The organism is Mycobacterium sp. pR1184 (genome assembly GCF_041287235.1).
Lineage (GTDB): Bacteria > Actinomycetota > Actinomycetes > Mycobacteriales > Mycobacteriaceae > Mycobacterium.
This window is the reverse complement of record NZ_JBGGKR010000009.1, coordinates 116,666-143,271: the sequence shown is the minus strand read 5'-3', so window position 1 is coordinate 143,271 and position 26,606 is coordinate 116,666. Positions and strand designations below refer to the sequence as shown.

Sequence of the window (26,606 nt, the reverse complement as noted above, 5' to 3'; positions counted from 1 at the left end):
CTAGGGCTGCCGAATCGCGGTGCAGTAATAAGTGCCGTCGGCCAAACTTCCCGCGGTCGCGGGTATTTCGGCCAGGCCGTTGGCCGCGAATAGCTCATTGAGCGTTTTGGATTCCGTCTTCCAGCCGTGGCGAGTCAGGTACGCAGCAACGTCGTTGCGCTCAACGTCGTAGCGCAAGTCGGCGAGTTCCACATCGAATCCGTGCGCACGCCAACGCTCGCCGGCGATGGCAACCATGTCCGGCGCCGGCTCACCGTTTTCGTCCGGCCGGTTACCGAAGATCTCAGCAGCAAGCCGACTTCCGGCTGTGCTCAGACCGGTGATGTTGTCCAGCAAGCGATCCTGCGCATCCGGCGGTAGGAACGCAAGCAGCCCCTCGGCAATCCAAGCACTGGGCTTGTCAGCGTCAAAACCCTTTTCGCGCAACGCCGTTGGCCAATCGTGGCGCAGATCGATCGGCACCACCCGCAATTCGACCGTCGGCTGCACATCCAGATCGGCCAGCGTGGAGTTTTTGAACTGCATCACTTCAGGCTGGTCGATCTCGAACACCGTTGCCCCGGCCGGCCAAGATAGTCGGTAGGCTCGCGCGTCCAGTCCCGACGCAAGGATGACGGCCTGGCGGATGCCCGCGTCCATCGCGTCCCGGAAAAACGCATCGAAGTACGGTGTCCGAACACTCATCAGGTCGGCCATCCGCTGCAAACCCCACGCCTCGTCGGCGACGTCGATGTCGGCCGCGTCGATCTCCCCGTTGGCCCATCGCGCAAGGAAATCGATTCCCACAGCCCGCACCAGGGGTTCGGCGAAGGGATCGTTCATCAGCGGCTTTTCGGCCCTCGTGGCGACGGCCCGGCCGGTGGCCACCATGGTGGCAGTCGCCCCGACGCTGGTCGCGAGGTCCCACGAATCGTTTTCTGTACGAGGCATTTTGATCCCTTTCGGCGAGACAAGGCAATAGATATTTAGCAGCGGTAACTAATCCTCACCGAGGATACACGCGCCGATGGGTACCGCCAGTGGAGCTCAATCGTCCTTGGCGTGAACCGCCGTGAAAGTCAGCGTCACGTCGTCGGCGACCTGCGCCGAGCCCATCAGCAGCGAGTAGGGCTTGATGCCGTAGTCGGACTGACGCACCGTGGACTCGGCGGACATTCGCCAGCATGTGTCGAGATCCTCAATGTGCAAATCGATTACGTGCTCGCGCTGCTTCCCGCGAATCTCAAGCGTGCCGGTCAGAAGGTAGCCAGTTTGGCTCTGTTCGATGACGTCGGCAAAGAAGCGGATTTCCGGGAAGCGATCGGCACCCAACGAGCTCAACGCGTTCGACCGCACCAGCGCCTTCTCGGGACCCGAGAGGCCCTTGACGCCACCCTGGCTGCCGACCACCTCGAACGAGTCCGCCTCGACCGCAAGCTCGGCCGCAACGGGATCGGAGCCGACCCATCGCACCGTCGCCTGCCAGCGCGTCATCGCGATCGTGAGGCGATGGCCCATCCGCGCGGCCCGGCCCTTGACGCCGGTACGAAGCTGCAGTTCGCCGTCGGCGGCGTCGAGCGTCCACAAGTCGGTCACAGACCGACTGTATTCACATGGTCAACACGGTGCGGTAGTGCGCTCGCCCTTGCTCCATCGCCGCGTAGCCTTCGGCGGCCTGCGCCAGCGGCAACTCCTCGATCCAGGCCCGCACGCCCGACATCACGGCGAAATGCATTGTGTCTTCGACGTCTTTCGAGGTGCCGGACGGGTGCCCGATGATGCTCACACCCGGCGTAATCAGCTGTACCGGACTGATCGGTAGCGGATCCGTGGTCACGCCGATGGTGATCAATTCGCCCCGGGGCAGCAACCCACCGACCGTGTCGGCCATTGCCGCGGAGTTGGCGGCGGTGGCCAGGACGACCTTCGCACCGCCCAAGGCCTGCAGCGCCCGGGCGACGTCACCACTAGTGGAGTCGATGTAGTGATGGGCACCCAACTTCCGGGCGTCGGCTTCCTTGCCGGCGCCGCGCGCGATCGCGATGGTCTCGAAGCCCATCGCCCGGGAGAACTGCACGCCGAGGTGGCCGAGCCCGCCGACACCGAGAATCGCGACCCGGTCACCGGGCAGCGCCTTGGTGTGGCGCAAGGCGTTGTAGGTCGTGACACCGGCGCAGCCCATCGGCGCCGCCTCCACATCGGACAGCTCGGCCGGGACGCGGGCCAGCGCATTGGCCGGCACCGTCACCGACTGCGCATAGCCGCCGGGATACTGCCAGCTCGGGACCTTCATGTTGGCGCAGTGGATGAAAATGCCTCTGCGGCAGGGGTCGCAGCGGTTGCAGTTGCCGCCGAACCAGCCGACAGCGACGCGATCACCAACCGCGAAGCCCTCGACCTCATCGCCGAGTTCGGCTATGGTTCCGGCGATTTCATGCCCAAGGGTCAGCGGCCACGTCATGTTGGGAAAGCCGCCATTGGCGAATGCGCGGTCGGTCCCGCAGACGCCGCACGCCGTGACCCTCAGCCGTACTTCGTCACGGCCCGGCGGTTTCGTCTCAACCTCTGTCAGCTCCAAAGACCCGCCAGGGGACTGCATCTGGACGGCGTGATGTGTCGGCATGACTTACCCCCGGTCGTCGAATCCTCAATGGGCGACCGGGCATTGCCCGGACCCGTAGTCCACCTGCCAGTGCTTGATGCCGTTGAGCCAGCCCGATCGCAACCGCTGCGGCTTGCCGGCGGATTTGATGTCGGGCATGGCGTCGGCGATCGCGTTGAACATCAGGTCGATGGTCATGCGCGCCAGGTTCGCGCCGATGCAGTAGTGGGCGCCGGTCCCGCCGAACCCCACGTGCGGGTTCGGATTGCGCAGGATGTTGAAGGTGAATGGGTCCTCGAAGACGTCCTCGTCGAAGTTGGCCGAGCGGTAGACCATCACCACTCGCTGACCCTTCTTGATCTGCACTCCGGACAGCTCGTAATCCTCGAGGGCGGTGCGCTGGAACGACGTGACCGGGGTTGCCCACCGGACGATCTCGTCGGCCGTGGTGGCCGGGCGTTCCCGCTTGTACAGCTCCCACTGGTCGGGGAAATCGGTGAAGGCCATCATGCCCTGGGTGATGGAGTTTCTGGTCGTCTCGTTGCCGGCTACCGCCAGCAGGATGACAAAGAAGCCGAACTCGTCGTCGGAGAGCTTGTGGCCGTCGACGTCGGCCTGGACCAGCTTGGTGACGATGTCGTCGCCGGGGTTTTTCGCCCGGTCCGCGGCCATCTGCATCGCGTAGGTGATCAGTTCGACCGAGGCACCCATCGCATCGTTGCGGGCGAATTCGGGGTCCTGGTCGCCGACCATCTGGTTGGACCAGTGGAACAGCTTCATGCGCTCCTCCTGGGGCACGCCCATCAGCCCGGCGATGGCCTGCAGCGGAAGCTCGCACGACACCTGCTCGACGAAATCGCCGGAGCCTTCGGCGGCCGCGTTCGCGACGATCTGCCGGGCGCGCGCGTTCAGGTCTTCCCGCAGCCGCTCGACGGCACGGGGCGTGAAGCCGCGGGAGATGATTTTGCGAAGGTGGGTGTGCTGCGGGGCGTCCATGTTGAGCAACACGTACTTGCCCGTCTCGCGCTGCTCGCGGACGGTGCCCTCGCGGTAGCGGGGCAAGGCGGTGTTCTCCAGGCTGGAGAACACGTCGCTGCGCAGCGAAATCTCTTTGACGTCCTTGTGCTTGGAGACCACCCAGAAGCCGCCGTCGTCGAACCCGCCGCACCCGCTGGGCTGTTCGTTCCACCAGATCGGCGCGGTGCGTCGCAGCTCGGCCAATTCCTCCACCGGCAATCGCTCGGCGTGGATGTCCGGATCGGTGAAGTCGAAGCCCGGAGGCAGATTCGGGATCGGCTTGGTGGTCGTCTGGTTAGTTGACAAGGCCCACTCCTCGATACGAAGTCTTCTAGTCGTATGTCTTGTGCCAAATAAACCACTGCAACACCACCGTTGGGAAGCATTGGCACAACATCGACCGAGCAAATTGCAACATGTTCAGCGTCGCCGAGTTGTGACTACCTCACCCGGCCCGGCCGGGACACCGGCGGCGGGTTCGCCGATGCCGGCCGGTCAGCCGGGCCTTGTGGCCCGCGACACAATCGATATGCTTTTGTCCAGGTCACCGGTGCACCGAGGGCCAGGTGACGGGAACGGAAGGGTGGGAGGCGCATGATTCGCGAGGTACTCGCCGTCGCTGCGATCACGGGTGGAGCCATCAGCGTGGCGCCCTGTGCGGCAGCCGGTTACGAAGGCGACGTTCCGAATATGAACTATCAGGCCTCACTGGGCGCGCCCTGCGACAACTACGAGCGCTTCATTTTCGGACGCGGCCCCAGTGGCCAGGCCGAAGCGTGCCACTTCCCGCCGCCGAACCAATTCCCCGCCGCGACCACCGGCTACTGGGTGATTTCGTATCCGCTGTACGGAGTCCAGCAGGCCGGCGCGAAGTGCCCCGGCCCGCAGAGCGCGGCACAGTCGGACCGCGGACTGCCGATGTTGTGCCTGGGTGCTCAAGGCTGGCAAGAGGGTTGGTTCACCGGGGCCGGGTTCTTCCCACCCTCGGGATAACGGTCATGGGCGAACGTCGGCCGGTGCAGAGCCCAATTCCCCGGTGGCTGCGCTTCGTGCTGGCGTCCGACCGGGCCGGCTCATCCTGGTACATCGGGACCGGCTTCTTCTTCGCTCCAGTGCTCGCAATCTTGTCGCCGTGGCCCGCCGTCACCGCGGCGCTCTGGGCGGCGATCGGGTTGGCGGGGCTGTGGCTGGGCCTGCTCGGGATCGCGATGGCCGTCGGGCTGGCACGAATCCTGCGCTCCGGTGCCGAGATACCCGAGGACTATTGGCGCTCGCTGGTCAACTACTGACCCTCTAGAGTCGTACCAAAGTTCCTTTCAAATCCCGCAACGATTAGGAGACTCCGGTGGCGGTCAACCCCAGAGACGCCGTGGACGCGGTCAAGGACATCGCGACCAATGCCGTCGAAAAGGCCTCGGACATCGTCGAAAACGCCGGCGACATCATCCGCGGCGACCTCAAGGGCGGGGTCAGCGGCATCGTCGAGAATTCGATCGACATCGCGACTCACGCGGTCGAGCGGACCAAGGAAGTCTTCACCGGCGGCAAGTACGACGTAGACGAAGACTAGCTTCGGTCAGACGCTGGCCGCCTCGTTGAGCTCGTCGAGCTTGTTGGTCGCCTCCAGGTACTCCTGCACCCAGCGCTCGATCACGGTCGACGTCTTCTCCACCTTGCTGAACTGCCCGACCACCTGACCGACGGGGTTGAACGCCACGTCGACGGATTCGTTGGGGTAGCGGTTCGTGGCGCGCACGGCCATGCCGGAAACCATGTACTGCAGCGGCATTCCGAGCGGCTTGGGGTTGTCCGGCTTCTCCCACGCCTCGGTCCAGTCGTTGCGCAGCATCCGGGCGGGCTTGCCGGTGAACGAGCGGCTGCGCACGGTGTCGCGGCTGCCGGCCCTGACGTAGGCCGCCTGCTGCACCGGCGTGTTCGACGATTCCTCGACCATCAGCCATTGCGAGCCGGTCCACGCGCCTTGGCAGCCCAGCGCCAAGGCCGCGGCGATCTGCTGTCCGCTGCCGATGCCGCCGGCGCCGAGAACGGGGACCGGGGCCACCTCCTTGACGACCTGCGGCCACAGCACGATCGAGCCAACCTCGCCGCAATGCCCGCCGGCCTCACCGCCCTGGGCGATGATGATGTCGACGCCGGCGTCGGCGTGCTTGCGCGCCTGCGAGGGAGAACCACACAGCGCGGCCACCTTGAGCCCGGCCTCGTGGATGTGCTTGATCATGTCGGCCGGCGGGGTGCCCAGCGCGTTGGCGATCATCTTCACCTTCGGGTGCTTGAGCGCCACCTCGACCTGCGGCGTCGCGGTTGCCTCGGTCCACCCGAGCAGCTGCAAGGTGTCGCCGTCGCTGTCCTCGATCGGCACGCCGTGGTCGGCGAGGATCTTCTTTCCGAAGTCCAGGTGCTCCTGCGGAACCATGGCCTGAAGCTGCTTGGTGAGTTCTTCGGCGGACAGGTTCGAGTCCATGCCCTCGTACTTGTTCGGGATCACGATGTCGACGCCGTACGGGTGGTCGCCGATGTTCTCGTCAATCCAGTTGAGCTCGATCTCCAGCTGCTCGGGCGTGAAGCCCACCGCGCCGAGCACGCCGAAGCCCCCGGCCTTGCTGACCGCCACCACGACATCGCGACAGTGCGTGAAGGCGAAGATCGGGAACTCGATACCGAGCTCGTCGCAAATAGGGGTGTGCATTACAACTCCTGGGACGCTGGCCGAATTGGAACGTGTTCTAGTTTAATACCCGCGCCCATGACGTGGCCAGGGGCCCCTTACTAGCGCGCCGCAACTACGACGTGTCGCCGCAAGGGGTCAGATCGCCAGGGCCCGGGCCACCCACAGCAGCAGGAACGTGAGCATGCATCCCGCGCAGACCAGGTGATCGCGGCAGACCGACCGGGCCAGGCGGCTTTGCTCGGCCACGCTGTCGGTGCGCTGCCCCAGCCGAATCGCGTCGGGAACCGTCTGCGTCATCGCCAGCATCATCGGGATGCCCGCAAGCCCGGCCGACACCACCAGTAGCCAAGCGGGATCGCGACCCAGCGTTGCCTGAAACCCGAACGCGCCCAACAAAATCAGCATCACCAGCGCAATCAGCCGGCTCATCGGGCGCGACGTGGTGGTCGCGCGGTGGTAATACCCCGCGATGGATACGAGCACGGGCTCGGGCAATTCCTCACCCGCCGACCGATGCACCAGAACCTGCACATCGAACATCAGGTCCATCCACAAAACGGCGAAGAGGAAGCCGCTGCAGGCAGTGAGCAATGCAGCCACACTCATCCACCTCCGGTTCGCCCGAATATCGCGGCCATCCGCCGATTGGAACAGGTTCCGACTACTACGTCACGCGACCGCATTGACCGAAGCCAACAACCACGACTTCCACGCGGTGGGAATCGGTATGTACCCGTTGTCCGCCAGGCCTTCCTGGCCGGCACCGAGAGCGCTCTCCAAGAATGCGCGCACGGCCGTACCGACCTGCGGATCCGCATATTTCGAGCAGACGATTTCATAGGTCGCCATCACGATCGGATAGGCGCCGGACTGCGTGGGGTTATAGAACGACACGGTGTCGAGCACCATGTCGTTGTCCCGGCCGATGACGGCCGCACCCGCGATCGTCTTGCTCACCGAGTCGGCGCTGATCGACACCGGGTCCGGACCGGCCGCGGTGACGATCTTCGCCATGTTCAGGTTCTTCGCCTCGGCGAACGACCACTCGTTGTAGGTGATCGCCCCTTCGGTGGCCTTGACCGCCGACGAGGTGCCGTCGTTGCCTTTGGCGCCCTCACCGACACCGCCGTTGAACGCCTTCCCGGCGCCTTTGCCCCACACGCCCCCGGACGCCGCGTCGAGGTATTTCTGGAAGTTGTCCGTGGTCCCGGACAGATCGCTGCGGAACACAACGCGAATCGGTTCGGCGGGCAGGGTCACGCCCTTATTGAGCGCCTGGATCGCGGGATCGTTCCACGTGGTAATTACTCCCTTGAAGATCTTCGCGGCCGTCTGGGCATCGAGATTCAGCGACTCCAAGCCCTTGACGTTGAAGGTGATCGCGATCGGCCCGAATACCACCGGCAGGTCCCAGGCCGGCGAACCGCAACGGTCCTGGGCCGCCGCGTACTCATTTCCTGCCAGCGGTGAGTCCGAGCCACCGAAATCGGTTTGGTTGCCCGTGAATTCACTGATCCCGGCACCCGAGCCGTTCGCGGTGTAGTCCAGGGTCTGGCCGGGGCACGCCTGTTCGAACGCCTTGACGAACCGCGTCATCGCGTTGGCCTGCGCCGTCGATCCACTCGCTTTCAGCTTCGCCTTGCCGCCGCAATTCACCTTCACCGGCGAGGTCGGCGTCGTCGAATTCCCCTCAGCATTGTCGCCGCCGCCGCATCCCGACAACAGCAGAGCACTGGTGACCGCAACACTGAGCGCGGCGCCAAATCGGTTGCGCTTCAAATCCGTTCCTATCTGTCGCGATGAAACGGGAGCGCCGCCGCGGTGTCCGCGGCGCACTGGCCAGCCATCTCTGGCAGTCACGAAGCAAATATTAACAAGGGTCACACCCGCCAAAATTTGCCATCCGCCGACGATGCGGTGACGACCCTTGATCCGCTGCGCCGCCAGCGGGTACCGTAGTGCTGCCAATTACGAAACGCTGAGTAGCGTAATAGGATCCCAGGTTCCACCGAAAGGAACGGCCTTGATGCGAAGTCCTTACTCCGGCCGGCCTTTCACCACGTCAACACCGGAAATCGCGGCGGCTTTGGAGGACGTCAGCATTCCCACGCTGCTGTTGTCGCTCGTCCACATCACCGGTGACCCGCGCTTCATTCGCGACTACAAGCAGATGGGCATCTTCCTCAACGAGGTGCAGGGGTTCATGTCGGAGGAGGACAGGGCCCGTGCCCGCGCCGAGGCGCTGACCGTCATCAGCGAATATCGCGACCGCGGCTGTCCCGAGCCGGAGCCACTGAGCCCGGAACTCATCCGGGAAATGATGGACTGGGCCGCCTGCGAACACGTTCCCGACGACTACCAATCCCTGGTCGCCGAGGAACTCGACCTTGCCGGCACCGACCCACGCCGCCCGGCGGCACTTCCGGCCGAGCGAGGCGCCGAACTTCCGGTCCTCGTCATCGGATGCGGCGAATCCGGCATCTTGGCCGGCGTTCGTCTCCAACAAGCCAACATTGCCTTCACCATCGTGGAAAAGAACGCCGGCCCCGGCGGAACATGGTGGGAGAACAGCTATCCCGGAGCCCGGGTGGACGTGGCGAATCACTTCTATTGTTACAGCTTCGAACCCAACAACGACTGGACGCACTTCTTCGCCGAGCAGCACGAGCTACAGGACTACTTCACCAAGGTCATGGCCAAGCACGACCTGAATGAGCATGTGCGGTGGAACACCGAGGTCGTCGCGGCGGAGTGGAACGACGACGCCGGCGTGTGGACCGTGTCGCTGCGCGGTGCCGACGGTGAAATCGAGATGCTGCGCGCCCGGGCCCTCATCACCGCGGTCGGCCAACTGAATCGGCCGCACATCCCCGAGTTCGACGGGGCCGAAAGCTTTGCCGGGCCGTCTTTTCACTCCGCGGCCTGGGATCACAGCGTCGATGTCCGCGGCAAGCGGGTTGCCTTGATCGGGGCCGGCGCCAGTGGATTTCAGATCGCACCCGCGATCGCCGGGGACGTCGAGCACCTCACCGTGTTTCAGCGGACCGCGCAGTGGATGTTCCCGAACGCGATGTACCACGACGAAGTCGGCGACGGCGTGCGCTGGGCGATGACCAACCTGCCGTTCTACGGACGGTGGTACCGCTTCCTCGTCCTGTGGCCCGGCTCGGACAAGGGCCTCGACGCCGCCGAGGGCGACCCGAACTACACGGGCGACGAGGCCGTCAGCGACATCAACGCCGCCGCGGCAATGATGTTCTCGCAGTGGATCACCAGCCAGGTCGGCGACGGCCCAGACTCCCAAGAGCTGTTGGCCAAGGTGATGCCTGACTATCCCGCCTGCGGCAAACGCACACTGCAGGACAACGGCAGCTGGCTGCAGACCTTGCAGCGCGACAACGTCGAACTGGTGCGCACCGCGATCCAGAAGATCACGCCCCGCGGCGTCGTCACCGAAGATGGTGTCGAGCACGAGGTCGACATCATCGTCTACGCCACCGGGTTCCGGCACACCGATGTGTTGTGGCCACTAAAGGTGACCGGCCGCAACGGAATTGACTTACACGAGATGTGGGGGAGTCGCCCGTATGCCTATCTGGGCATCACGGTGCCGGATTTCCCCAACTTCTTCATCATCTACGGTCCCGGCACCCACCTCGCCCACGGCGGCAGCTTGATCTTCCAGTCCGAACTGCAGATGCGCTATATCGACCAGTGTCTGCGGCGGCTGGCCGACGTCGGTGTGCACTCGATGGAACCCACAGCCGAAGCCGCGACTGACTGGCACCGACGGACGCAGACCCAGATCAAGAAAATGGTGTGGTCCCATCCCGCGGTCAAACACTCCTACTTCAAGAACGCCGACGGCGAGATCCACACCGTCAGCCCGTGGCGCCTCAACGAGTACTGGGCCGCGGTACGCGAGCCAGATTGGTCTCAATTTGTTGTGCGACAACGTAATTCGTAATACCCCCAGGAAAGTGAGCACGGCACTATGCGCACGGTAGTCGTCGATGGCCCCCGCAACATCCGGGTCGACACCCGCCCCGATCCCGTCCTTCCCGGCTCCGACGGAGCGGTCGTCGAAGTCACCGCCGCCGGCATCTGCGGATCCGACTTGCATTTCTACGAGGCCGACTTTCCGATGCCCGACCCGGTCGCGCTGGGCCACGAAGCGGTCGGCACGGTGGTGGACGTCGGGCCCGACGTGCGCACCGTCAAGGCCGGAGATCAGGTCATGGTGTCATCGGTGACCGGCTGCGGCAAGTGTCCGGGGTGCGCGACCCGCGATCCGGTCATGTGCTACTCCGGTTTTCAGATCTTCGGCGGGGGCCTGCTCGGTGGTGCGCAAGCCGATCTGCTGGCCGTGCCGGCCGCCGATTTCCAGCTGCTGAAGATGCCCGACGGCATCAGCACCGAACAGGCTCTGTTGCTCACCGACAACCTGGCCACCGGCTGGGCGGCGGCGCAGCGTGCCGATATTCCGTTCGGCGGCGCCGTCGCGGTCATCGGGCTGGGCGCGGTGGGTTTGTGCGCGCTGCGTAGTGCGTTTTTCCAGGGTGCTGCAACGGTTTTCGCGATCGATATGGTCGATGGCCGGTTGGACCGCGCGGTCCGATGGGGTGCGACGCCGGTCAAAGCGCCGGCGTTCGAGGCGATCATGGCGGCCACCGGCGGACGGGGCGCCGACGCGGTGATCGATGCGGTCGCCACAGATTCCTCCCTGACCGACGCGATCAACCTCGTCCGGCCCGGGGGCACCGTCTCGGTTGTCGGTGTGCACGATATGAATCCGTTCCCGCTCAACGCCTTGGGCTGCCTGATTCGCAGCACCAGCCTTCGATTCACCACGGCGCCGGTCCAGCGCACCTGGCCGGAGTTGATACCGCTGCTGCAATCGGGCCGGCTCGACGTCGACGGCATCTTCACCACCTCAATGCCCTTGGACGAAGCGGCCAAAGGGTACGCGACCGCCGAGTCGCGGTCCGGTGACGACGTGAAGATTCTACTGAAGCCCTAGCCCGCGTCTCGCGGCGATTCACGGCGGACGTGGTTCGCCAGGTAGCGCAGGGTCCGCATCGGCCGGCGCCGCACCGAGGCAAGGCACATCACCGGCCAGCCATGCGCCGCCGCCGCCGCGGCTAGGCCCGAGCGAGGATTCACCGGTCGCGGATAGCCGACCACCGACATCGACGCGGCGTCCTCGTCGCCGTCGGCGTAGAAATAGCTGTGTTGCACGGCGACATCATTTTCCGTGCAGAACTGTTGCACCGCAGCCGCTTTCGTCGTGCCCCACACGACCGGTTTGACGATTTCGCCGGTGAGGCGTCCAAGCGCGTCCAGCTCGAAACGGTTGCACTGCACGTTGGAAATGCCCAGAAAGCGCGCGACCGGCAGCGCCTGGATCGACAGTGCCGAGGAAGTCAGCACCACGGTATGCCCGCGTTGCTGATGGGCGTGCACGATGTCGCGCATGTGCGAATATAGGCGTGAGGCAACACGTTCGACGAACAACCGCTCGCCCAGCTCATCGAGCTCGAGCAGTGATTCGCCGCGCAGATATCCCGCGGCCCGCACGATGAGGCGCTCGAATTCCAGGCGGCCGAATCGATAGCGCAGCGCGGCATCGAATACGCCGACCAGCTCGCCAAGTCCGACCTGCCGGCGACGGATCCGGTCGCCGACATGAACCGCCGCCGTGAAGCCGTCGACCAAGGTGCCGTCGAGATCGAAGAACGCGCCGATCCGCGGTCCTGGTGCACTGGCCGCGATCTCGGCGAGGGCGTCGGCGGGCGAGAGCATCGTCATGGTCACCACGTCGACTCCATTCGCTACCGGGTAGCCGTTATGTACTGCGAATGCATGAAACTGTCGATCTTCACGTCGACAGCAGGAGGCGTCATGCCGTAGCCGGCCTGGAGGTCCAGGGTGTTGCGGACGGGCGCCACGCTCCAGCCGTGTGCGGCCAGCCATTCAGCGGGGTCGCCCTTGGGCTCATACGTCAGGGAGGAGAAGTCCACATCGCCGGACAGATTGACCCCGGGATGGCTGGTTTCCAGCGCTTCGAGCTGATCGTGGTCCAGTCGCGATCCCAGTGCGCCGATGGCGATTCGGCTGCCGGGTGCGCTGAGTCCGCTGATCCGGGTGAACAACGTGTTCTGGGCTTCGTCGGTCAGGTAGGGCAATATCCCCTCGACCGACCACGCGCTCGGCCTCTCGGTGTCGAAGCCGGCCGATTCCAGCGGCCTGGACCAGTCGGTGCGCAAGTCGGCTGCGACCTCAACCCGCGACGCCTTGGGCACCGCGCCGTGCTCGCCCAGCACACGAGCCTTGAATTCCAGGACTTTCGGCAGGTCGATCTCGAAAACGCTTGTCCCGGAAGGCCATTCGAGGCGATACGCGCGCGAGTCCAACCCCGCGGCAACGATCACCGCTTGTCGAATGCCCGCGTCGGTCGCAGAGGTGAAGAAGTCATCGAAAAACCGCGTTTGCACACCGTAGAGACGCGGAAACGCCGTCTCATCGTCGGTACTTCCCGGATTGGCAAGCGCACCGGCCAAATACGGGTCCTGCGAGGCCTCGATGAACAGCTTCGCGTATTCGTCGCGGACCAGCGGTTGCGCGCTCACGGCGTGCACAGCGCGCCATCCCGCCACCAGGAGCGCGGTGTAGCCGACGCTGCTGACGATGTCCCACTGGTCGCCGTCGGAGCGGAGCGAGCCGAATGCGGGCCCAGATTCAGGCGCAGTGCTCACGATCGCCCCTCCTGTTTGGCTCGACCAAGATCCAAGGTACCTGCGAGGGCGCCTTCAGAGTTCAAGAAACACCGTTACTGGCCCCTCGTTGACCAATTCGACCTGCATATTCGCCCCGAACACGCCGGTTTCGACGCGGGCGCCCAAGCCGCGCAACGCCTCCGCGAATGCCGTGACCAGTGGCTCGGCCATCGCAGCGGGAGCCGCCGCGTTCCAGGACGGCCGGCGGCCCTTCGCGGTGTCGGCATAAAGCGTGAATTGGCTGACCACCAGGATCGGGGCATCGATATCGGCCGCGGAACGTTCGTCGGCGAGAATGCGGAGGTTCCACAGCTTCTCGGCAAGACGTCGCGCCGTGTCGGCATCGTCGGTGTGGGTGACGCCGACCAATGCCAGCAGCCCCTGACCTTCGGGCCGGATGGCACCGACCACCTCACCGTCGACGGCCACCGCTGCCGACGAGACCCGTTGCACCAGAACCCGCATGGTTCGATGCTGCCAGGCGCGATGGGTAGGCTCGACGCGTGTCGGTCCTTGTCGCGTTTTCGGTCACCCCGCTCGGCGTTGGCGAGGGCGTGGGCGAGATCGTCGCCGAAGCGGTGCGGGTGGTGCGCGACTCCGGGTTGCCGAACAAGACAGATTCGATGTTCACCGTGATCGAGGGCGATACCTGGGAGGAAGTGATGGCGGTCGTGCAGCGCGCCGTGCAGGCCGTGGCCGCTCGCGCCCCCAGGGTCAGCACGGTGATCAAGGTGGACATGCGCGCCGGCGTCGCGGACGCGATGACCCAGAAGGTCGCGACGGTCGAGCGCTACCTCGCCGAGAACTGACGTCGGGAGTGCGTCGGGGGCGGCATCGATCGGCGTGTCGCCGACGTGACTGCACGCCCGACGCCAGGGATGCACACTCGACGCCATACCGCGTTCACGCGCCAGTAGGCTCAAGCCGGTGAGCGCACGCGCAGGCATCGTCGTCACTGGAACCGAAGTCCTCACCGGACGCGTCCAAGACCGAAACGGCCCGTGGATCGCCGACCGGCTGCTCGAGTTGGGCGTGGAGTTGGCCCACATCACCATCTGTGGCGATCGTCCCTCCGACATCGAGGCACAACTGCGCTTCCTGGCCGAACAGGGCGTGGACTTGATAGTCACCAGCGGGGGACTGGGCCCGACGGCCGACGACATGACCGTGGAGGTGGTGGCGCGGTTCTGCGAACGCGAGCTGCTGCTCGATGAAGTGGTCGAAGACAAGATCGCCAACATTCTCAAAAAGCTTATGGCGCACTTTGATTCGGAGAGCTTCGACGCGGTGCGCGCCGCCAACCGCAAACAGGCCATGGTTCCCGCCGGCGCGCAGGTGCTCGACCCGGTGGGCACCGCCCCGGGCGTCGTGGTGCCCGGAAAGCCCACGGTGATCGTGCTTCCCGGCCCTCCGCGCGAGCTTCAGCCGATGTGGCACAAGGCCATCGAGACCCCGGCCGCACGCCACGCGATCGCCGGGCGGACGATCTACCGCCAGGACACCATCCGGATGTTCGGGCTGCCCGAGTCGGGGCTGGCCGAAACACTGCGTGACGCGCAGCATTCCGTCGCCGGATTCGACGCGCTGGAGATCACCACCTGCCTGCGGCGGGGCGAGATCGAGATGGTCACCCGCTACGAGCCCGAGGCGGCACAAGCTTACGCCCAACTGACCCAGTTGTTGCGCGACCGGCACGGTCAGCAGCTGTACTCCGAGGACGGATCACAGGTCGACGATGTGGTCGCGCGGCTGCTGGCCGGGCGCCGGATAGCCACCGCGGAATCCTGCACCGCGGGACTGGTGGCCGCACGGCTGACCGACCGGCCCGGATCGTCGGACTACGTGATGGGCGGCGTGGTGAGCTACTCCAACGACGCGAAGATCCAGCTGCTCGGCGTCGACGCCGCATTGATCGGGGCGCACGGCGCGGTATCGGAACCGGTGGCCGAGGCGATGGCCGCCGGCGCATTACGCCGTTTCGGCGCCGATACCGCGGTCGCGATCACCGGCATCGCCGGTCCCGGCGGGGGGACGCCGGACAAGCCGGTGGGCACGGTCTGCTTCACGGTTCGACTGGCCGAAGGGCGCACGGACACCCGGACAATGCGACTGCCCGGGAACCGTTCCGATGTCCGCGAACGCTCGGCGACGGTTGCGATGCACATGCTGCGACGCGCGCTCAGCGAGCAAGCGCCGCTGTGACCCATGTGGCGACCGCGTCGCCCGGCTGCGCCGCGCTTGCGATCGCCACGAGCTCACTTGGCTTCCGTTGGCAGGAAAGCGGTTTCGGCGGTACCGAAGCGAAGTCCGGTCGCGTCCTTACCGATAAACGTCAGGAATGCCACCGCACATAGCACCGGCACAATCGTGGCGGCCAGCGCGAACGGATAGCCGTGCGTCTCGGCCAGTCGTTCCTGGATGGGCAGGTTGAACGCGGCGAGCAGGTTGCCGAGCTGGTAGGTCACCCCGGGGTAGAGGCCGCGGATGGCGTCCGGCGACATCTCGGTCAGGTGCGCGGGGATCACACCCCAGGCACCCTGCACGCAGACCTGCATCAAAAACGAGCCGAGACACAGCATCGCCGCGGTCCGGGAGAACGCGAACAGCGGCACGATCGGCAATCCGAGGATCGCGCAGAAAATCACGGTGTAGCGGCGGCTGAACCGTTGCGACATCGAGCCGAAGAACAGACCGCCGATGATGGCACCGATGTTGTAGACCACCACGATCCACTTCACCGTCACGCTGTCCAGGCCGGCGCCGTGGTTGGCCGTCGAACCCAAGAACGTCGGGTAGACGTCCTGGGTGCCGTGGCTCATCCAGTTGAACGCGGTCATCAGCGCCACCAGATAGAAGAACCGGCGGACGATCTTGCCGTCGCGCAGCACGTCGGTGACTTTGGTGTTGGTGAGCTTCATCTGATCCTGGGCGGCTTCCCACACCTCGGACTCCTGCACCCGGTAGCGGATGACCAGGCTGATCAGAGCCGGGATGATCGACAGACCGAACAGCCAGCGCCACGACAGCCCCAGCCAGTCCATCACCACCAGCGATCCGATACTGGCCAGCAGATAGCCGAAGGCATAGCCCTCCTGCAGCAGACCGGAGAAAAAGCCGCGCCGCTCGACGGGAACCTTCTCCATCGCCAGCGCCGCGCCCAGCCCCCATTCCCCGCCCATGCCAAGGCCGTACAGCAACCGCAAAATCATCAGCACGGTGAAGTTGGGCGCGAATGCGCACAGGAAGCCGACAACGGAGTAGAAGATCACGTCCACCATCAGCGGGAGCCGCCGGCCGACCCGGTCGGCCCAGAGCCCGAATATCAAGGCACCAACGGGACGCATGAACAGGGTCGCCGTCGTAATGAACGCGACCTCGGCCTTGCTGATGTGGAAGGACTTGGCGATATCGGCATAGACGAACACCACGATGAAGTAATCGAAGGCGTCCATCGTCCAGCCCAACATCGCGGCAATGAACGAATTTCGCTGATCGGCGTTGATCCGTTGAGTTGTCACGTGAAGCATCGTGGCGCACCGCGAGCCGTTTGACCATCCACGGCGCCGGAGTAAGTTCGCCGAATATGCGAATCATCGATGCCGATGGACATGTCGCCGAGAATTCCTCGCTGGCGATCGAAGCGATCAAGCGGTGGCCCGACCACGTCAAGCCCAGCACCGACCGACGCCTCCGGCTGATGATCGAAGGCCGTAACTATCCGGAGGATCGCGGCCCGGGCGCCGGCTGTCCGCCCGAACACGGAATCAGCAAGTCGCCCAACATCAACTGCTCGTCACCCGACGGCGTGCTGGGCGACGCCGACCGCGATCACATCGACACGATGGTGCTGTACCCGAGCCTGGGCCTCTGCGCGCCCAGCCTCGAAGACCCGGCATTCGCGGCGGGATTCGCGCGGCTCTACAACCAGTGGATCGCGGATTACTGCGCCTCGTCGGGCGGCCGGTTGCGCGGCGTCGCCGTGACCCCGATCGAGCACGGGCAACCGGCCATCGACGTCATGACCGAGGCCAAGGAGCTCGGGCTGGTGGCGACTCTGGTCCCGCCGGCGCTGAAGACCCGCAACCTGGATCACCCCGATCTCGACGCGTTCTATGCCGCCGCGGTGGAACTCGAGATGCCGCTGGGCATTCACGGCGCACCCGGAATTCATCTGCCGAAGATCGGCGTGGACCGCTTCACCAATTACATTCAGGTGCACTGCATCAGCTTTCCGTTCGACCAGATGACCGCGATGACGGCGATGGTTTCCGGCGGCGTCTTCGAGCGCCATCCCCGACTGCGGGTTGCCTTCCTGGAGGCGGGCGCCGGCTGGGTTCCGTTCTTCATGGACCGCCTGCACGAGCACTATGAGAAGCGGGGCGATTGGGTCGAACGCGGCTGGCGCCGCGACCCGCACGAATACCTGGCTGCGGGCAACATCTTTGTGACGTGCGAGCCCGAGGAGCCGATCCTGCCCGGCGTGATCGACGTGCTGGGCGCCGACTTCATCATGTTCGCCAGCGACTACCCGCATTGGGACGGCGAATGGCCGGAGAGCACCAAGCACCTGCGCACCCGCGCGGACATCAGCGAAGAGGCGCGGGAGAAGATCGCCAGCCGCAATGCGCAACGCTTTTACGCGCTTAACTGATACTGGCTTGGGCCGAATGGCCCTGCCGGGCATTCAATTCGGATGGCAGGATCTTGCGGCATGGGCCCCTTTCTGATTCGCGCCGCCTTGACCGGTTTTGCCATGTGGATCGTCACCCACTTCGTTCACGGGCTGAGCTTCGTCGGCGGCAAGACGCCGCTGGAACGCATCGGCATCATCTTCGTCGTGGCCGTGATCTTCGGACTGGTCAACGCGTTCATCAAGCCGATCGTTGCGTTCCTGTCCATCCCGCTGTACATCGTGACCCTGGGCCTGTTCCACATCGTCGTCAACGCGTTGATGCTCTGGCTCACGGCCTGGATCACCGAACACACCACGCACTGGGGACTGGCGATCGACCACTTCTGGTGGACGGCGATCTGGGCCGCGATCCTGTTGTCGATCGTGAGCTGGTTGCTGTCACTGGTGGTCGGCGATGTCGACCGACGCACCCGCGGTTGATCCCTCGGCCCGCTTGCCACCGCGGGGGTCGCTTCCCAGCCCGCGGCCCAGTCCAGAAATCCCGCCCGGCGACGAAAGCAACCCAGGCGATTGATCGTAATGGTGGCAATGTGAGCGTGAAGCGCGTAAACGATGCTTACGGATCTTCCACCGTTTCGATTCGTCGTTGGCTACCGTTTCTGAAATAGTAAGGCTTTCAGTGACTTCGGCCGTCTGCCCGCCGAGCAAAACCAGTCGATTTGGGCAAATACCCTCGGTAGATGTCAATTGCACATATGCTCAGCAGCGACGTAATAACCGGCGGGGGTCGGTTTAACGACAACCCTGCCGGCCTTTTAGGGAGAAGGACGGCGTCGCCCGATACTGCCCACGACGACGGGATGTCGCTGAGATGGACACTGCCTCAATCGGAATAGCGCGGCCCCACAACGGGTCGTATCTTGGCCACGCGCCAAGCGGCTTGCGCACGGTTACCCGGCGCACCGGTTCGTCGGTAGTGGTCCATGTCGGCGGCGACATCGATGCCAGCAACGAGACCGCGTGGCAGGACGTGCTGAGCCGCGGTGCCGCCGAAACCGTCGCGCCCGGTCCGTTCGTCATCGACGTGTGTGACCTCGATTTCATGGGCTCATGCGGTTATGCCGCGCTGGCGCATGAGGCAGCCGAGTGTCGCCGTCGCGGCGTCGCGCTGCGACTCGTTACCAGCCAGCCCATCATGGCCCGAACCATCGCCGCCTGCGGACTGCATCCGTTGCTGCCGACGTACGCGTCGGTGGAGACAGCACTATTGCCGGTCAGCGATCAGGATTGACCAGCCGCACTACATCGCGCGCGCAACCCCAGGACAACGTCACACCATTGCCGCCGTGCCCGTAGTTGTGGATGCAGCGCGCCTTCCCGAGTGGCTCGGCTGCCAGCCGCACCGACCGGCGATCGGGCCGTAGCCCGGTAATCGTCTCCAGCACCTCGGCCTCGCCAAGCCTCGGCTCGATCCGGCGGCAGCGCGCCAGGATGCGTTCGGTGATGTCGGGTTCGGCGGTGGTGTCCCAGCGGTCCGGGATGCTGATCCCGCCACACACCACGCGTTGCGGGTGCGGGAAGTAACACACCCATTCCGGGCCGTTGTTGATCTCCAGAAACAGTTGTCGCAGACCAGGGTTGGTGAGGATGACATGCTGGCCGAACAGTGGCCGCACCGTGTCGTCGCCCACCAGCGCACGTGCGCCGAGACCGGAGCAGTTGATCACGATCGGCGCTGCGTCGGCGGCCTCGGCCAGTGACCGCACCGGGTGTTCCTCGATCTCGCAGCCGGCCGCGGCGAGTCGCTGGGTGAGGTAGCCGAGGTAGTGCGGCATGTCGATCATCGGCAGGGTCGCGCGAAACCCGACCCGAAACCCGTCGGGCAGATCGGTTGGATGGGCGGGCCGCAACTCGGGGATCAGCTGCGCCGCCGACGACATCGACTCGGTCGCGGTCAATTCGCCGACCCCGAGCGCCGGCGATAGCTGCACCCCGGTATCGGGGTCGGCGGCCAGTTCGCGAAACACCGCCAACGAATGTTGGGCCCACGCCATTGTTTCGGCGGCGCGTTCGGCCGGACGCGGCGGGGCCCAGACCGCACCGGCCACTACCGATGTCGTCTGCTTGGGCGGTGCGGCGGTCCACACTCGCACCGGCCACCCGGCCTCGGCCAGGCACAGAGCCGACGTCAGTCCGCTGACTCCCGCACCGACGACGACAATCTGTTGAGTACCGGCCACGGTCAGGTGCCGGGTACCCGCATTCCGTTCGGCCCCAGCAGGCCGTTGAGCGTGCCCAGGGTGCCCTGCAGTTGGGCCCCCGCAACCGGCCCGGGGACGTCGGCGGGTGCCGGGGCGTCCGGCGTCAGCTGCCAGGGCTGGCAGCCATCCGTTTTGAACGCCTTGTCCGTCGGCTCGATCTTGACCACCTGCGGCTTCTTGCTGAGCGAGTTATCGATCAGGGCGCCGTCCGGGTTGGCGGTCCGCTTCCAGTAGCAGGTGCCGTTGCCGACCGGGCCACCGCTGCTGTAAATGCCCGGCACTATGTCGGTACCCACCGCGTAAAGGCCGTCTTTGTCCATCACCGTCTTCGGCGCGCCCCCGGGCGGCGCGGGCGAGGGCGATGCCGACGGCGACGCCGCGGGTGATGGTGACGCTGATTGCCCCGGTGCCGGCCCCGGCGCCGGACCACGTGTGTCGTCCGGGTCGGCGCTGGCCACAAAGGTGGACGCGGCGGCCCAGCCCGCGGCCATCAGACTCGCCGCAGCCAGTCGTGCCGCGGTAGGTACTCCCATAGACATCGAGGGTACCGGGGTCAAGAACCTAATTCACATCTCCGTGAGATTGGCCGAGCAGCATCGAAAGCCTAGGGCAGCCGTCGGACCTTGCCGGCGTAGCCGAGCGCGTGCTCGTAGGTGTCGAGGTTGTCCCGCGAAATCCTGGCGTGCACCGGGCGCTCGAGAAAGAAGCGCAGCACCGGGTTGTAGGCGTGATATGTCTCGTGAAACGTCAGCACGGTGGTGCCGTCGGGCTGCTCCTCGAGCTGGTGATATCCCTCGGCGCGCGACCACAGCGGCGCGCCGACGGCGACGTAGCGCGACAGCTTGTTCAGCTCGGCTTCGGTCACCGTCTCCCACGACCGCGCCCGGCCGCCGGACAGCAGGTACCTGGGGACCGGAAAGACGCAGGTGCGGACCAGGCCCTCACCGGCCTCGTTGCCCTCGTTCAGAATTTCCATGCTGCCGGTCGGCCACGTGAGCACTCGCGGGCGTGGCGCGTTCGGTGGCACCGGGGGATGCAGCACCCGCCACACCTTGTGTGGCGGCGCGTCGACGTGGAATCGCACGGTGTAGGACTGCATCAGCTGTCTGTCCAGCCGTCCCAGTAGGTGATGGACTCCGCCGGCGGCCGCGCGGCCGGGCGGAAGTCGGTGCCGATCGTGTAGGCGACGGGGAACAGCGCGGCCTGCGTGACGGTCGGCGGAATGCCGAGCAGCTCGGCGACCTCTTTTTCCTTGAACAGATGCATCGTCGTCCACACCGAGCCCAGCCCGCGCGAGCGCAGCGCCAGCAGAAAGCTCCAGCCCGCCGGGATGATCGAAGCCCAGGCCGCCGCGGCGATGCCGGGCTCCGCCGTGTCGATGCGCTGGGTCAGACAGGGAATGACATGCACCGGAACCTGTCCCAGCGTTTCCGTCAGGCTCATCGCACTCTGGTACACCCGCTGGGTCTGCGGGTCGGGCGCATTGTCGACCGCGTATGCCAGGTACTGCGACCCGATGCCGCGGTAGATCTCGGCGATGGCCGCGCGCTTGTCCGCGTCGGTGACCACCAGCCAGCGCCAGTCCTGTGCATTGCTGGCCGTCGGTGCCTGCATCGCCAGCTGGATGCATTCCAGAATCACCTCGCGTCCGACCGGCCGGGTCAGGTCGAGACGCTTACGAACCGACCGCGTGGTGCTCAGCAGTTCATCGACGGTGGCTAGGTCCATCTGGGAGTCCATTGGGCCCTTTCGAGTCTGTTAGAGGTCGATGGCGCACGACTGGTCGACGCCCAGCACGGTCAGGGAACGTCCGAGGCCGAGAAAAACCGCGACACACAGCGTGAGGTCCAGGATCTCCTCGTCGGAGAAGGATTCCCGAAGTCGTTGGAAGAACGCGTCATCCATCGACGCATGGTCGTTGGCGAACCGCTCCGCGAACTCGATGGCAAGGCGTTGGCGTGGCGTATAGCCGGGGTAGCCGGCGTATGCGGCGACGTTGTCATACAACTCGGGTGCGACACCGGCGTCGAGCACCGACTGCGCGCGGAAACCCGAGCACGCCACGCAATCGTTGATCTGCGCAATCCGCATTCTCGCCAACTCACGCTCGTCGGCCGGCAGGATGCTCTGCTGATACGCACCGCGGATCATGCGTTCGACCATGCCGCCGAGCTGTGGCCGCAGCGTCCAGATCATGGCTGCCTCGCCACCCGGGCCCTCCGGCACGTCGAGCCTTGCCATCGGAGAACTCCTGCCCGGTAAGGACGGTACCGAGTTGAGCAAACCAGATTCTCAACTCGGCTGTCTAGGTCATGCGACTAGGCGTAATTGCGCATACGACTAACCCGGCCTGGACGTGTCAATCCGCCGGAGTTACCGTCCGTGGAGCGGCGTTGCAGCCCACCGCCGCGAATGGAGGTTTGTGCGTGCTGTTCATGCACGAGCTGCACACGGTCCGCGGCCGTAAGGAAGACGAATTCGAAGCCGCGTTCCGTGACGGCTGGATGCCGATGCTCGGGCGCGGCGACGATGCCCGGTTGCTGTGGTACGCGAATCAGGCGCACGGCAGCGGCCCCGCGTACACGGTCGTGACCGTGACCGCCGTTCGCGACGGCGCGGCGTGGGAGAAGTTGACCCTGCGAGTACAGAAGGGCGACCTTCAGGACTGGATGCGCAGGCTCGACGAGCTCCGCCACGAGGTCGTCGCAAAGCTGCTGATGCCGCTGCCCTGGTCACCGCTGCTCGACGTACCGTTCGACGAGGTGCCGGTCGACGGTCGTGAGCACGAGATGACCCTGTACATGGAAGACACCATGTGGCCCTACGAGGACAAGTTCGAGGAGTACATCGTCCGCTGCGGCGAGGTGTACGCCAAGGGCCTCCAGGAGCCGTCTTCCATGCTGACGATGCATGCGGCATTCCAGCCTGCCCTCGGCAGCCATGTGCGACGCGAGGTGATCCTGATGCAGCGCATCAGCCGTCCCGACGCGCTGCTTGACCTGCTCCGCAGCCATATCCCCGCCGAGTACCGCGCGCCGGGCACCTGGATGTACGACGCCCTGGACCTGCGCGACCAGTGGACCAGCCGGTTGCTGCGCACCTCCGAGTGGTCACCCCTGTATTAAGCCTCAGATGAACATCGGGACGATCCATGACGCCGCCGCCGGCGGGGATCCCGCCCGGGCCGCCCTGATCGTCGGCGGAGATACGATCAGTTACGGCGAGCTTGCAACGGCAGTAGGGCAGTGCGCGGCGAGCCTGGCCGCCCACGGCGTCACGCCCGGACAGCGCATCGCCATCGTCGACGGGGCCGGCCTGCTGTCGATCGCCGCATTGCTCGGTGCGGCACGCATCGGCGCCGCACCCGCGCTGATGAATCCGGCGCTGACGCCGCCGGAGTTGCGGGGCCTGCATAGGAATGCCGGCTGCGCCGACGTGGCTGTCGCGGGGGAGCAGTACGTCGAGCGGGTCCGGGAAGCCGGTGTCCCCACCACGTTGACGGTGAGCGATTTGGGCCGGCCCGGCCCCGTCCACGACGCCGTCGCCCCGGACGCCGACGACCGCGACGCGTTGATCCTATTCACCAGCGGCACAACGGGACTCCCTAAAACCGTCAGCATCGGCGGCCGACTGCTCACCCGGCGCATCACCGGAATGTCGCGCCCCTTCCAAGTCGGCGCGAAACCCTCGGTGAGCATGCTGAGCGTCCCGTTGTTCCACGTCGGCGGCGCGCTGGGCGTGCTGGGCAGCCTGTATTCGGGCAACACCGCGGTCCTGCAAACGCGTTTCGACGCCGGCGAATGGCTCCGGCTGGTGGCAGAGCACCGCGTCAGCACGACCTTCATGGTGCCGACGATGCTGCAGCGGATCATCGACCACCCCGACTTCGCGAGCACCGATCTGTCGTCTTTGATCGCGATTGCCTACGGGGCCGCGGCCGCGCCACTGAGTCTGGTGCGCAGGGCGATGGCGGCGCTGCCGCAGGTGGCGTGGGCCAATGTATTCGGTCAGACCGAAACCCTGGGCGCTTACACGACTTTGATGCCCGACGATCACCGCGACCCGGCACGTGCCGGTTCGGTCGGCCGCGCGTTACCCGGAGTCGAGGTGCGCTTGGTTGACCCCGATACGGGCAACGAGGTCGAGGCCGGGGCGGTCGGCGAGTTGTGGGTGAACAGCTCCCAGAACGTCACCAACGGCTGGCTGCGCACCGGTGACCTCGCCCGCCGAGATGCCGACGGCTACATCTTCCTTAGCGGCCGACTGAAGGACACAATTAATCGCGGGGGAGAGAAATTCGGACCGATCGAGGTCGAGGAAGCATTGCGCTCACATCCGGCAGTCGATGACGCCGCGGTCGCCGGGATCGCTGACGGCGAGTTGGGGCAACGCGTCGGTGCGGCCATCGTGGTGTGCGCCCCGGTGACACTCGACGAGTTGCGCGCACACTGTCGCGAGTTGATCGCGCACTTCAAGCTTCCCGAGCGACTGGCGATCGTGGAACACATCCCGTACAGCGCAACCGGCAAGGTCAACCGTGATCAGCTCGCCGCGCTGATCGCCGATGGCACCTAGGAGTCCACGTGCTGTTTTTGCATGAGACCCACAAGGTGGTGGGCGGCCGGGAAGAGGAATTCGAGGCCGCTTATCGGGACGGCTGGATGCCCACGCTGGCCAACGACGACTATGCCCGCCTGCTCTGGTACACCAACCACGCACACGGCACCGGGCCTTCCTACACCGTCGTCACGATCACCGGCATCGCCGACGGTGCCTGCTGGGAGAGCCTGGCGCAGCGCGCCCAACATGGCGATCTGCAGCCGTGGATGCGCGAACTGGACAACCTGCGTCACGAGGTGACGGGCAAGCTGCTGTTGCCGGTGGAGTGGTCGCCGTTGCAGTCGGTCGATCTTTCGGCCGTGCCCACCGATGCCGGAACTCACCCGCTCAGTCTCTTCATGGAAGACACCGGCTGGCCGTACGCGCCGCTCGACGACTACATCCGCTCCTGGAATGACATCTACTATCGGCCGCTGTCGCAGGCTCCGGCACGCATGCGCATTCTGGACATCCAGGCTTGTTTCCAAGTCGCGCACGGGAGCCATCAGCGACGAGAAGCCGTGCTGTGGCAGAAGATCGATGACTCCAACAACTACGCGGCGCTCGTGCATCTGCTGACCAAAGAGGTACCTCCGGAGTACCGCGGGCCGGGCAGCTACATGTTCGAAGCGCTCAAGTATCGCGATCAGTGGGAGAGCCGATTGCTGCGGACGTCGGACTGGTCGCCGTTGTACTAGGCCTCCCGGCCCAGAATCCGGGCAGCGTCACGCGCCATATCGGCTACGATGTCGCCGGCCGGCCGAATATCGCGGACGAGTCCGATCGCTTCGCCGACGAGTATGGCAGCGGCATCGAAATCCTCTGCGGCCGAGGCTTTCTCGAAAGTCTCCACCGCCTCGGGTAAGGCAGCAGACAGCTGGTCCTCGTTTCCGTGCCAGGTGTCGAGGAATCGGTTACCCAACGCTCGCGCATTGTAGTCAGCGGGCCAAGCAAGCTGTCGCACAACGTCGTACACGCGAGTCCGGAAAGTATCGTCGCCGCTGGCCGCCACCGCCCGCTGGTGAGCCCGAGGCGACACCAACGCCTCGGCGCTGGCCCATAATCGGGTGCCGACCAGCGCACCGTCGGCGCCCAGCGCCAATGCCGCCGCGAGGCCACGGCCGTCGGCGATACCGCCGGCGGCCAGAACCAGTGCTGCGGGAGAGCGCGCGCCGACGAGATCGACGACATCGGGCACCAACGTAAACGTGGACCTGACGGTCATACCGTGGCCGCCGGCCTCACCGCCCTGCGCGACGACGACGTCCGCGCCGCCGTCCAGAGCCTGCCGGGCGTGTTCGAGGTTCTGCACCTGGGCGATCAACGGCACGCCCGCCTCGTGGATATGCTCGGTGAACGACCCAAAGTCGCCGAATGACAACATGATTGCGGCAGGTTGCCGTTCCAGGGCTTCATCGAGCAGTTCGGGCGCCTGCGCCAGGCTCCAGGTGATGAACCCGCAGCCGACCCTCGCGCCACCGGCCTGGTCGAACTCGTGCCGGAGCCAGTCGGTGTTGCCGTACCCGCCACCGATCAGGCCGAGCCCGCCGGCCGCCGTCACCGCCGCGGCGAGCCGGCCGCCGGACGCCATGGCCATCGGCGCCGAGATGATCGGGTGTTGGATGCCGAACAATTCGGTCAGCCGGGTTTTCATTGGAGTTCCCCGGTGAGGAACTGCGCCCGACCGTGGCCGAAAGACCAGTCCTCATCCCCATTTTCGGTGATGGACACGATCAGATCGGCCGGATCGACCCCACACCGCTCGGCCAGGTTGGCTGCCAGCAACTCGTAGAATCGTTCCTTCATGGCGCGGGTGCGTCGGCGACTGACCACGTGCACGATCACCAACCGAGCCGACCGGTCGATACCCAGGCCGGTGTCCCAGGCCACGATTTCGTGCGCGGGATGGGTGCGCACCACCTGGTAGCGGTCGCCCGGCGGCACCGCAAACGATGCGATGACGGCGTCATGCGCGGCGTCCAGCAGCGCCTGGACCTCCGACGGGGTGCGCCCTTCGATCAGGTCGATGTACAGCAACGGCATTTTCTCT

General features: G+C 65.5%; 31 protein-coding genes. 13 read left to right on the top strand and 18 right to left on the bottom strand.

Features of this window, described 5'->3' with window-relative positions; genetic code table 11:
• From ACAG21_RS17510 to ACAG21_RS17495, 4 genes are all read right to left on the bottom strand, one after another.
• The gene (locus tag ACAG21_RS17510) at positions 1 to 930 is read right to left on the bottom strand and encodes a class I SAM-dependent methyltransferase (RefSeq protein ID WP_370497521.1); all 930 of its coding nucleotides are present in this window, start codon (positions 928 to 930) and stop codon (positions 1 to 3) included.
• Between the two features lie 96 nt (positions 931 to 1,026).
• Entirely contained in the window at positions 1,027 to 1,566 is a 540-nt protein-coding gene (locus ACAG21_RS17505; protein WP_370497623.1) for a YceI family protein, read from the bottom strand.
• Between the two features lie 22 nt (positions 1,567 to 1,588).
• Positions 1,589 to 2,602, bottom strand: coding sequence for an alcohol dehydrogenase catalytic domain-containing protein (locus ACAG21_RS17500; RefSeq protein ID WP_370497520.1), 1,014 nt, complete (start codon positions 2,600 to 2,602; stop codon positions 1,589 to 1,591).
• Between the two features lie 24 nt (positions 2,603 to 2,626).
• Positions 2,627 to 3,904, bottom strand: a complete 1,278-nt coding sequence (locus tag ACAG21_RS17495) for a cytochrome P450 (protein WP_370497519.1) — start codon at positions 3,902 to 3,904, stop codon at positions 2,627 to 2,629.
• Positions 3,905 to 4,192: 288 nt separating this feature from the next.
• On the opposite strand from ACAG21_RS17495, the gene ACAG21_RS17490 reads away from it, so the two are divergent.
• The 3 genes from ACAG21_RS17490 to ACAG21_RS17480 are packed head-to-tail and all read left to right on the top strand — an operon-like array spanning position 4,193 to position 5,168.
• Complete coding sequence (locus ACAG21_RS17490) at positions 4,193 to 4,591, top strand: hypothetical protein (RefSeq protein ID WP_096287895.1); 399 nt, start codon at positions 4,193 to 4,195, stop codon at positions 4,589 to 4,591.
• A gap of 5 nt (positions 4,592 to 4,596) precedes the next feature.
• On the top strand, positions 4,597 to 4,887 hold the full coding sequence (locus ACAG21_RS17485) for a hypothetical protein (protein WP_370497518.1): 291 nt from the start codon (positions 4,597 to 4,599) through the stop codon (positions 4,885 to 4,887).
• Between the two features lie 56 nt (positions 4,888 to 4,943).
• Positions 4,944 to 5,168 (top strand): hypothetical protein, encoded by a 225-nt coding sequence (locus tag ACAG21_RS17480; protein WP_370497517.1) that lies wholly within the window; start codon positions 4,944 to 4,946, stop codon positions 5,166 to 5,168.
• A 6-nt stretch (positions 5,169 to 5,174) separates the two neighbouring features.
• On the opposite strand, the gene ACAG21_RS17475 is transcribed toward ACAG21_RS17480, so the two are convergent.
• The 3 genes from ACAG21_RS17475 to pstS form a co-directional block, all read right to left on the bottom strand.
• The gene (locus tag ACAG21_RS17475; protein WP_370497516.1) at positions 5,175 to 6,305 is read right to left on the bottom strand and encodes a nitronate monooxygenase; all 1,131 of its coding nucleotides are present in this window, start codon (positions 6,303 to 6,305) and stop codon (positions 5,175 to 5,177) included.
• A 117-nt stretch (positions 6,306 to 6,422) separates the two neighbouring features.
• The gene (locus tag ACAG21_RS17470) at positions 6,423 to 6,887 is read right to left on the bottom strand and encodes a hypothetical protein (protein WP_370497515.1); all 465 of its coding nucleotides are present in this window, start codon (positions 6,885 to 6,887) and stop codon (positions 6,423 to 6,425) included.
• 69 nt (positions 6,888 to 6,956) lie between these two features.
• Positions 6,957 to 8,066: a phosphate ABC transporter substrate-binding protein PstS gene (gene pstS, locus ACAG21_RS17465; RefSeq protein ID WP_370497514.1), complete on the bottom strand. Its 1,110-nt coding sequence runs from the start codon at positions 8,064 to 8,066 to the stop codon at positions 6,957 to 6,959.
• Positions 8,067 to 8,313: 247 nt separating this feature from the next.
• Here pstS and ACAG21_RS17460 point away from each other — a divergent pair, with 247 nt between their 5' ends.
• The gene (locus tag ACAG21_RS17460; RefSeq protein WP_370497513.1) at positions 8,314 to 10,254 is read left to right on the top strand and encodes a flavin-containing monooxygenase; all 1,941 of its coding nucleotides are present in this window, start codon (positions 8,314 to 8,316) and stop codon (positions 10,252 to 10,254) included.
• A 27-nt stretch (positions 10,255 to 10,281) separates the two neighbouring features.
• The gene (locus ACAG21_RS17455) at positions 10,282 to 11,307 is read left to right on the top strand and encodes an alcohol dehydrogenase catalytic domain-containing protein (protein WP_370497512.1); all 1,026 of its coding nucleotides are present in this window, start codon (positions 10,282 to 10,284) and stop codon (positions 11,305 to 11,307) included.
• Here the strand turns inward: ACAG21_RS17455 and ACAG21_RS17450 are convergent.
• Genes ACAG21_RS17450 through dtd form a run of 3 tightly spaced genes read right to left on the bottom strand, consistent with a single transcriptional unit; the run spans position 11,304 to position 13,528 of the window.
• A complete protein-coding gene (locus tag ACAG21_RS17450; RefSeq protein ID WP_370497622.1) occupies positions 11,304 to 12,095 on the bottom strand; it encodes an HAD-IB family hydrolase in 792 nt (263 codons plus the stop codon). The genes ACAG21_RS17455 and ACAG21_RS17450 overlap by 4 nt on opposite strands.
• Before the next feature lie 23 nt (positions 12,096 to 12,118).
• A complete protein-coding gene (locus ACAG21_RS17445; RefSeq protein WP_370497511.1) occupies positions 12,119 to 13,042 on the bottom strand; it encodes a class I SAM-dependent methyltransferase in 924 nt (307 codons plus the stop codon).
• 54 nt (positions 13,043 to 13,096) lie between these two features.
• Positions 13,097 to 13,528: a D-aminoacyl-tRNA deacylase gene (dtd, locus tag ACAG21_RS17440; RefSeq protein WP_370497510.1), complete on the bottom strand. Its 432-nt coding sequence runs from the start codon at positions 13,526 to 13,528 to the stop codon at positions 13,097 to 13,099.
• A gap of 38 nt (positions 13,529 to 13,566) precedes the next feature.
• Between dtd and ACAG21_RS17435 the strand changes: the two genes are divergently transcribed.
• Complete coding sequence (locus ACAG21_RS17435; protein ID WP_370497509.1) at positions 13,567 to 13,872, top strand: MTH1187 family thiamine-binding protein; 306 nt, start codon at positions 13,567 to 13,569, stop codon at positions 13,870 to 13,872.
• A gap of 118 nt (positions 13,873 to 13,990) precedes the next feature.
• Complete coding sequence (locus ACAG21_RS17430) at positions 13,991 to 15,265, top strand: competence/damage-inducible protein A (RefSeq protein ID WP_370497508.1); 1,275 nt, start codon at positions 13,991 to 13,993, stop codon at positions 15,263 to 15,265.
• Positions 15,266 to 15,318: 53 nt separating this feature from the next.
• Here the strand turns inward: ACAG21_RS17430 and ACAG21_RS17425 are convergent, their stop codons facing one another.
• Complete coding sequence (locus ACAG21_RS17425) at positions 15,319 to 16,590, bottom strand: MFS transporter (RefSeq protein ID WP_370497507.1); 1,272 nt, start codon at positions 16,588 to 16,590, stop codon at positions 15,319 to 15,321.
• Between the two features lie 56 nt (positions 16,591 to 16,646).
• On the opposite strand from ACAG21_RS17425, the gene ACAG21_RS17420 reads away from it, so the two are divergent.
• The 3 genes from ACAG21_RS17420 (at position 16,647) to ACAG21_RS17410 (ending at position 18,987) form a co-directional block, all read left to right on the top strand.
• Complete coding sequence (locus ACAG21_RS17420; RefSeq protein ID WP_370497506.1) at positions 16,647 to 17,714, top strand: amidohydrolase family protein; 1,068 nt, start codon at positions 16,647 to 16,649, stop codon at positions 17,712 to 17,714.
• Positions 17,715 to 17,774: 60 nt separating this feature from the next.
• Positions 17,775 to 18,176, top strand: a complete 402-nt coding sequence (locus tag ACAG21_RS17415; RefSeq protein WP_370497505.1) for a phage holin family protein — start codon at positions 17,775 to 17,777, stop codon at positions 18,174 to 18,176.
• A gap of 391 nt (positions 18,177 to 18,567) precedes the next feature.
• Complete coding sequence (locus ACAG21_RS17410) at positions 18,568 to 18,987, top strand: anti-sigma factor antagonist (RefSeq protein ID WP_370497504.1); 420 nt, start codon at positions 18,568 to 18,570, stop codon at positions 18,985 to 18,987.
• On the opposite strand, the gene ACAG21_RS17405 is transcribed toward ACAG21_RS17410, so the two are convergent.
• The 5 genes from ACAG21_RS17405 to ACAG21_RS17385 form a co-directional block, all read right to left on the bottom strand.
• Positions 18,971 to 19,936, bottom strand: a complete 966-nt coding sequence (locus ACAG21_RS17405) for an FAD-dependent oxidoreductase (protein WP_370497503.1) — start codon at positions 19,934 to 19,936, stop codon at positions 18,971 to 18,973. The two genes, ACAG21_RS17410 and ACAG21_RS17405, sit on opposite strands and share 17 nt — an antisense overlap.
• Positions 19,937 to 19,938: 2 nt before the next feature.
• Positions 19,939 to 20,496: a hypothetical protein gene (locus ACAG21_RS17400; protein WP_370497502.1), complete on the bottom strand. Its 558-nt coding sequence runs from the start codon at positions 20,494 to 20,496 to the stop codon at positions 19,939 to 19,941.
• A gap of 65 nt (positions 20,497 to 20,561) precedes the next feature.
• Entirely contained in the window at positions 20,562 to 21,056 is a 495-nt protein-coding gene (locus ACAG21_RS17395) for an SRPBCC family protein (RefSeq protein ID WP_370497501.1), read from the bottom strand.
• Positions 21,056 to 21,685: a nitroreductase family protein gene (locus tag ACAG21_RS17390; RefSeq protein WP_370497500.1), complete on the bottom strand. Its 630-nt coding sequence runs from the start codon at positions 21,683 to 21,685 to the stop codon at positions 21,056 to 21,058. Before ACAG21_RS17390 ends, ACAG21_RS17395 begins: the two co-directional genes overlap by 1 nt.
• 30 nt (positions 21,686 to 21,715) lie before the next feature.
• The gene (locus tag ACAG21_RS17385) at positions 21,716 to 22,198 is read right to left on the bottom strand and encodes a carboxymuconolactone decarboxylase family protein (protein WP_370497499.1); all 483 of its coding nucleotides are present in this window, start codon (positions 22,196 to 22,198) and stop codon (positions 21,716 to 21,718) included.
• A 194-nt stretch (positions 22,199 to 22,392) separates the two neighbouring features.
• Here ACAG21_RS17385 and ACAG21_RS17380 point away from each other — a divergent pair, with 194 nt between their 5' ends.
• The 3 genes from ACAG21_RS17380 to ACAG21_RS17370 are packed head-to-tail and all read left to right on the top strand — an operon-like array spanning position 22,393 to position 25,254.
• Positions 22,393 to 23,082 carry a hypothetical protein gene (locus tag ACAG21_RS17380; RefSeq protein WP_370497620.1) on the top strand — a complete coding sequence of 230 codons (690 nt, stop codon included), beginning with the start codon at positions 22,393 to 22,395 and terminating at the stop codon, positions 23,080 to 23,082.
• Between the two features lie 7 nt (positions 23,083 to 23,089).
• Positions 23,090 to 24,532: an AMP-binding protein gene (locus ACAG21_RS17375; RefSeq protein WP_370497498.1), complete on the top strand. Its 1,443-nt coding sequence runs from the start codon at positions 23,090 to 23,092 to the stop codon at positions 24,530 to 24,532.
• Between the two features lie 8 nt (positions 24,533 to 24,540).
• The gene (locus ACAG21_RS17370) at positions 24,541 to 25,254 is read left to right on the top strand and encodes a hypothetical protein (protein ID WP_370497497.1); all 714 of its coding nucleotides are present in this window, start codon (positions 24,541 to 24,543) and stop codon (positions 25,252 to 25,254) included.
• On the opposite strand, the gene ACAG21_RS17365 is transcribed toward ACAG21_RS17370, so the two are convergent.
• The gene (locus ACAG21_RS17365) at positions 25,251 to 26,210 is read right to left on the bottom strand and encodes an NAD(P)H-dependent flavin oxidoreductase (RefSeq protein ID WP_370497496.1); all 960 of its coding nucleotides are present in this window, start codon (positions 26,208 to 26,210) and stop codon (positions 25,251 to 25,253) included. The two genes, ACAG21_RS17370 and ACAG21_RS17365, sit on opposite strands and share 4 nt — an antisense overlap.
• On the bottom strand, positions 26,207 to 26,599 hold the full coding sequence (locus ACAG21_RS17360; protein ID WP_370497495.1) for a tautomerase family protein: 393 nt from the start codon (positions 26,597 to 26,599) through the stop codon (positions 26,207 to 26,209). Before ACAG21_RS17360 ends, ACAG21_RS17365 begins: the two co-directional genes overlap by 4 nt.
• Positions 26,600 to 26,606 lie beyond the last annotated feature (7 nt).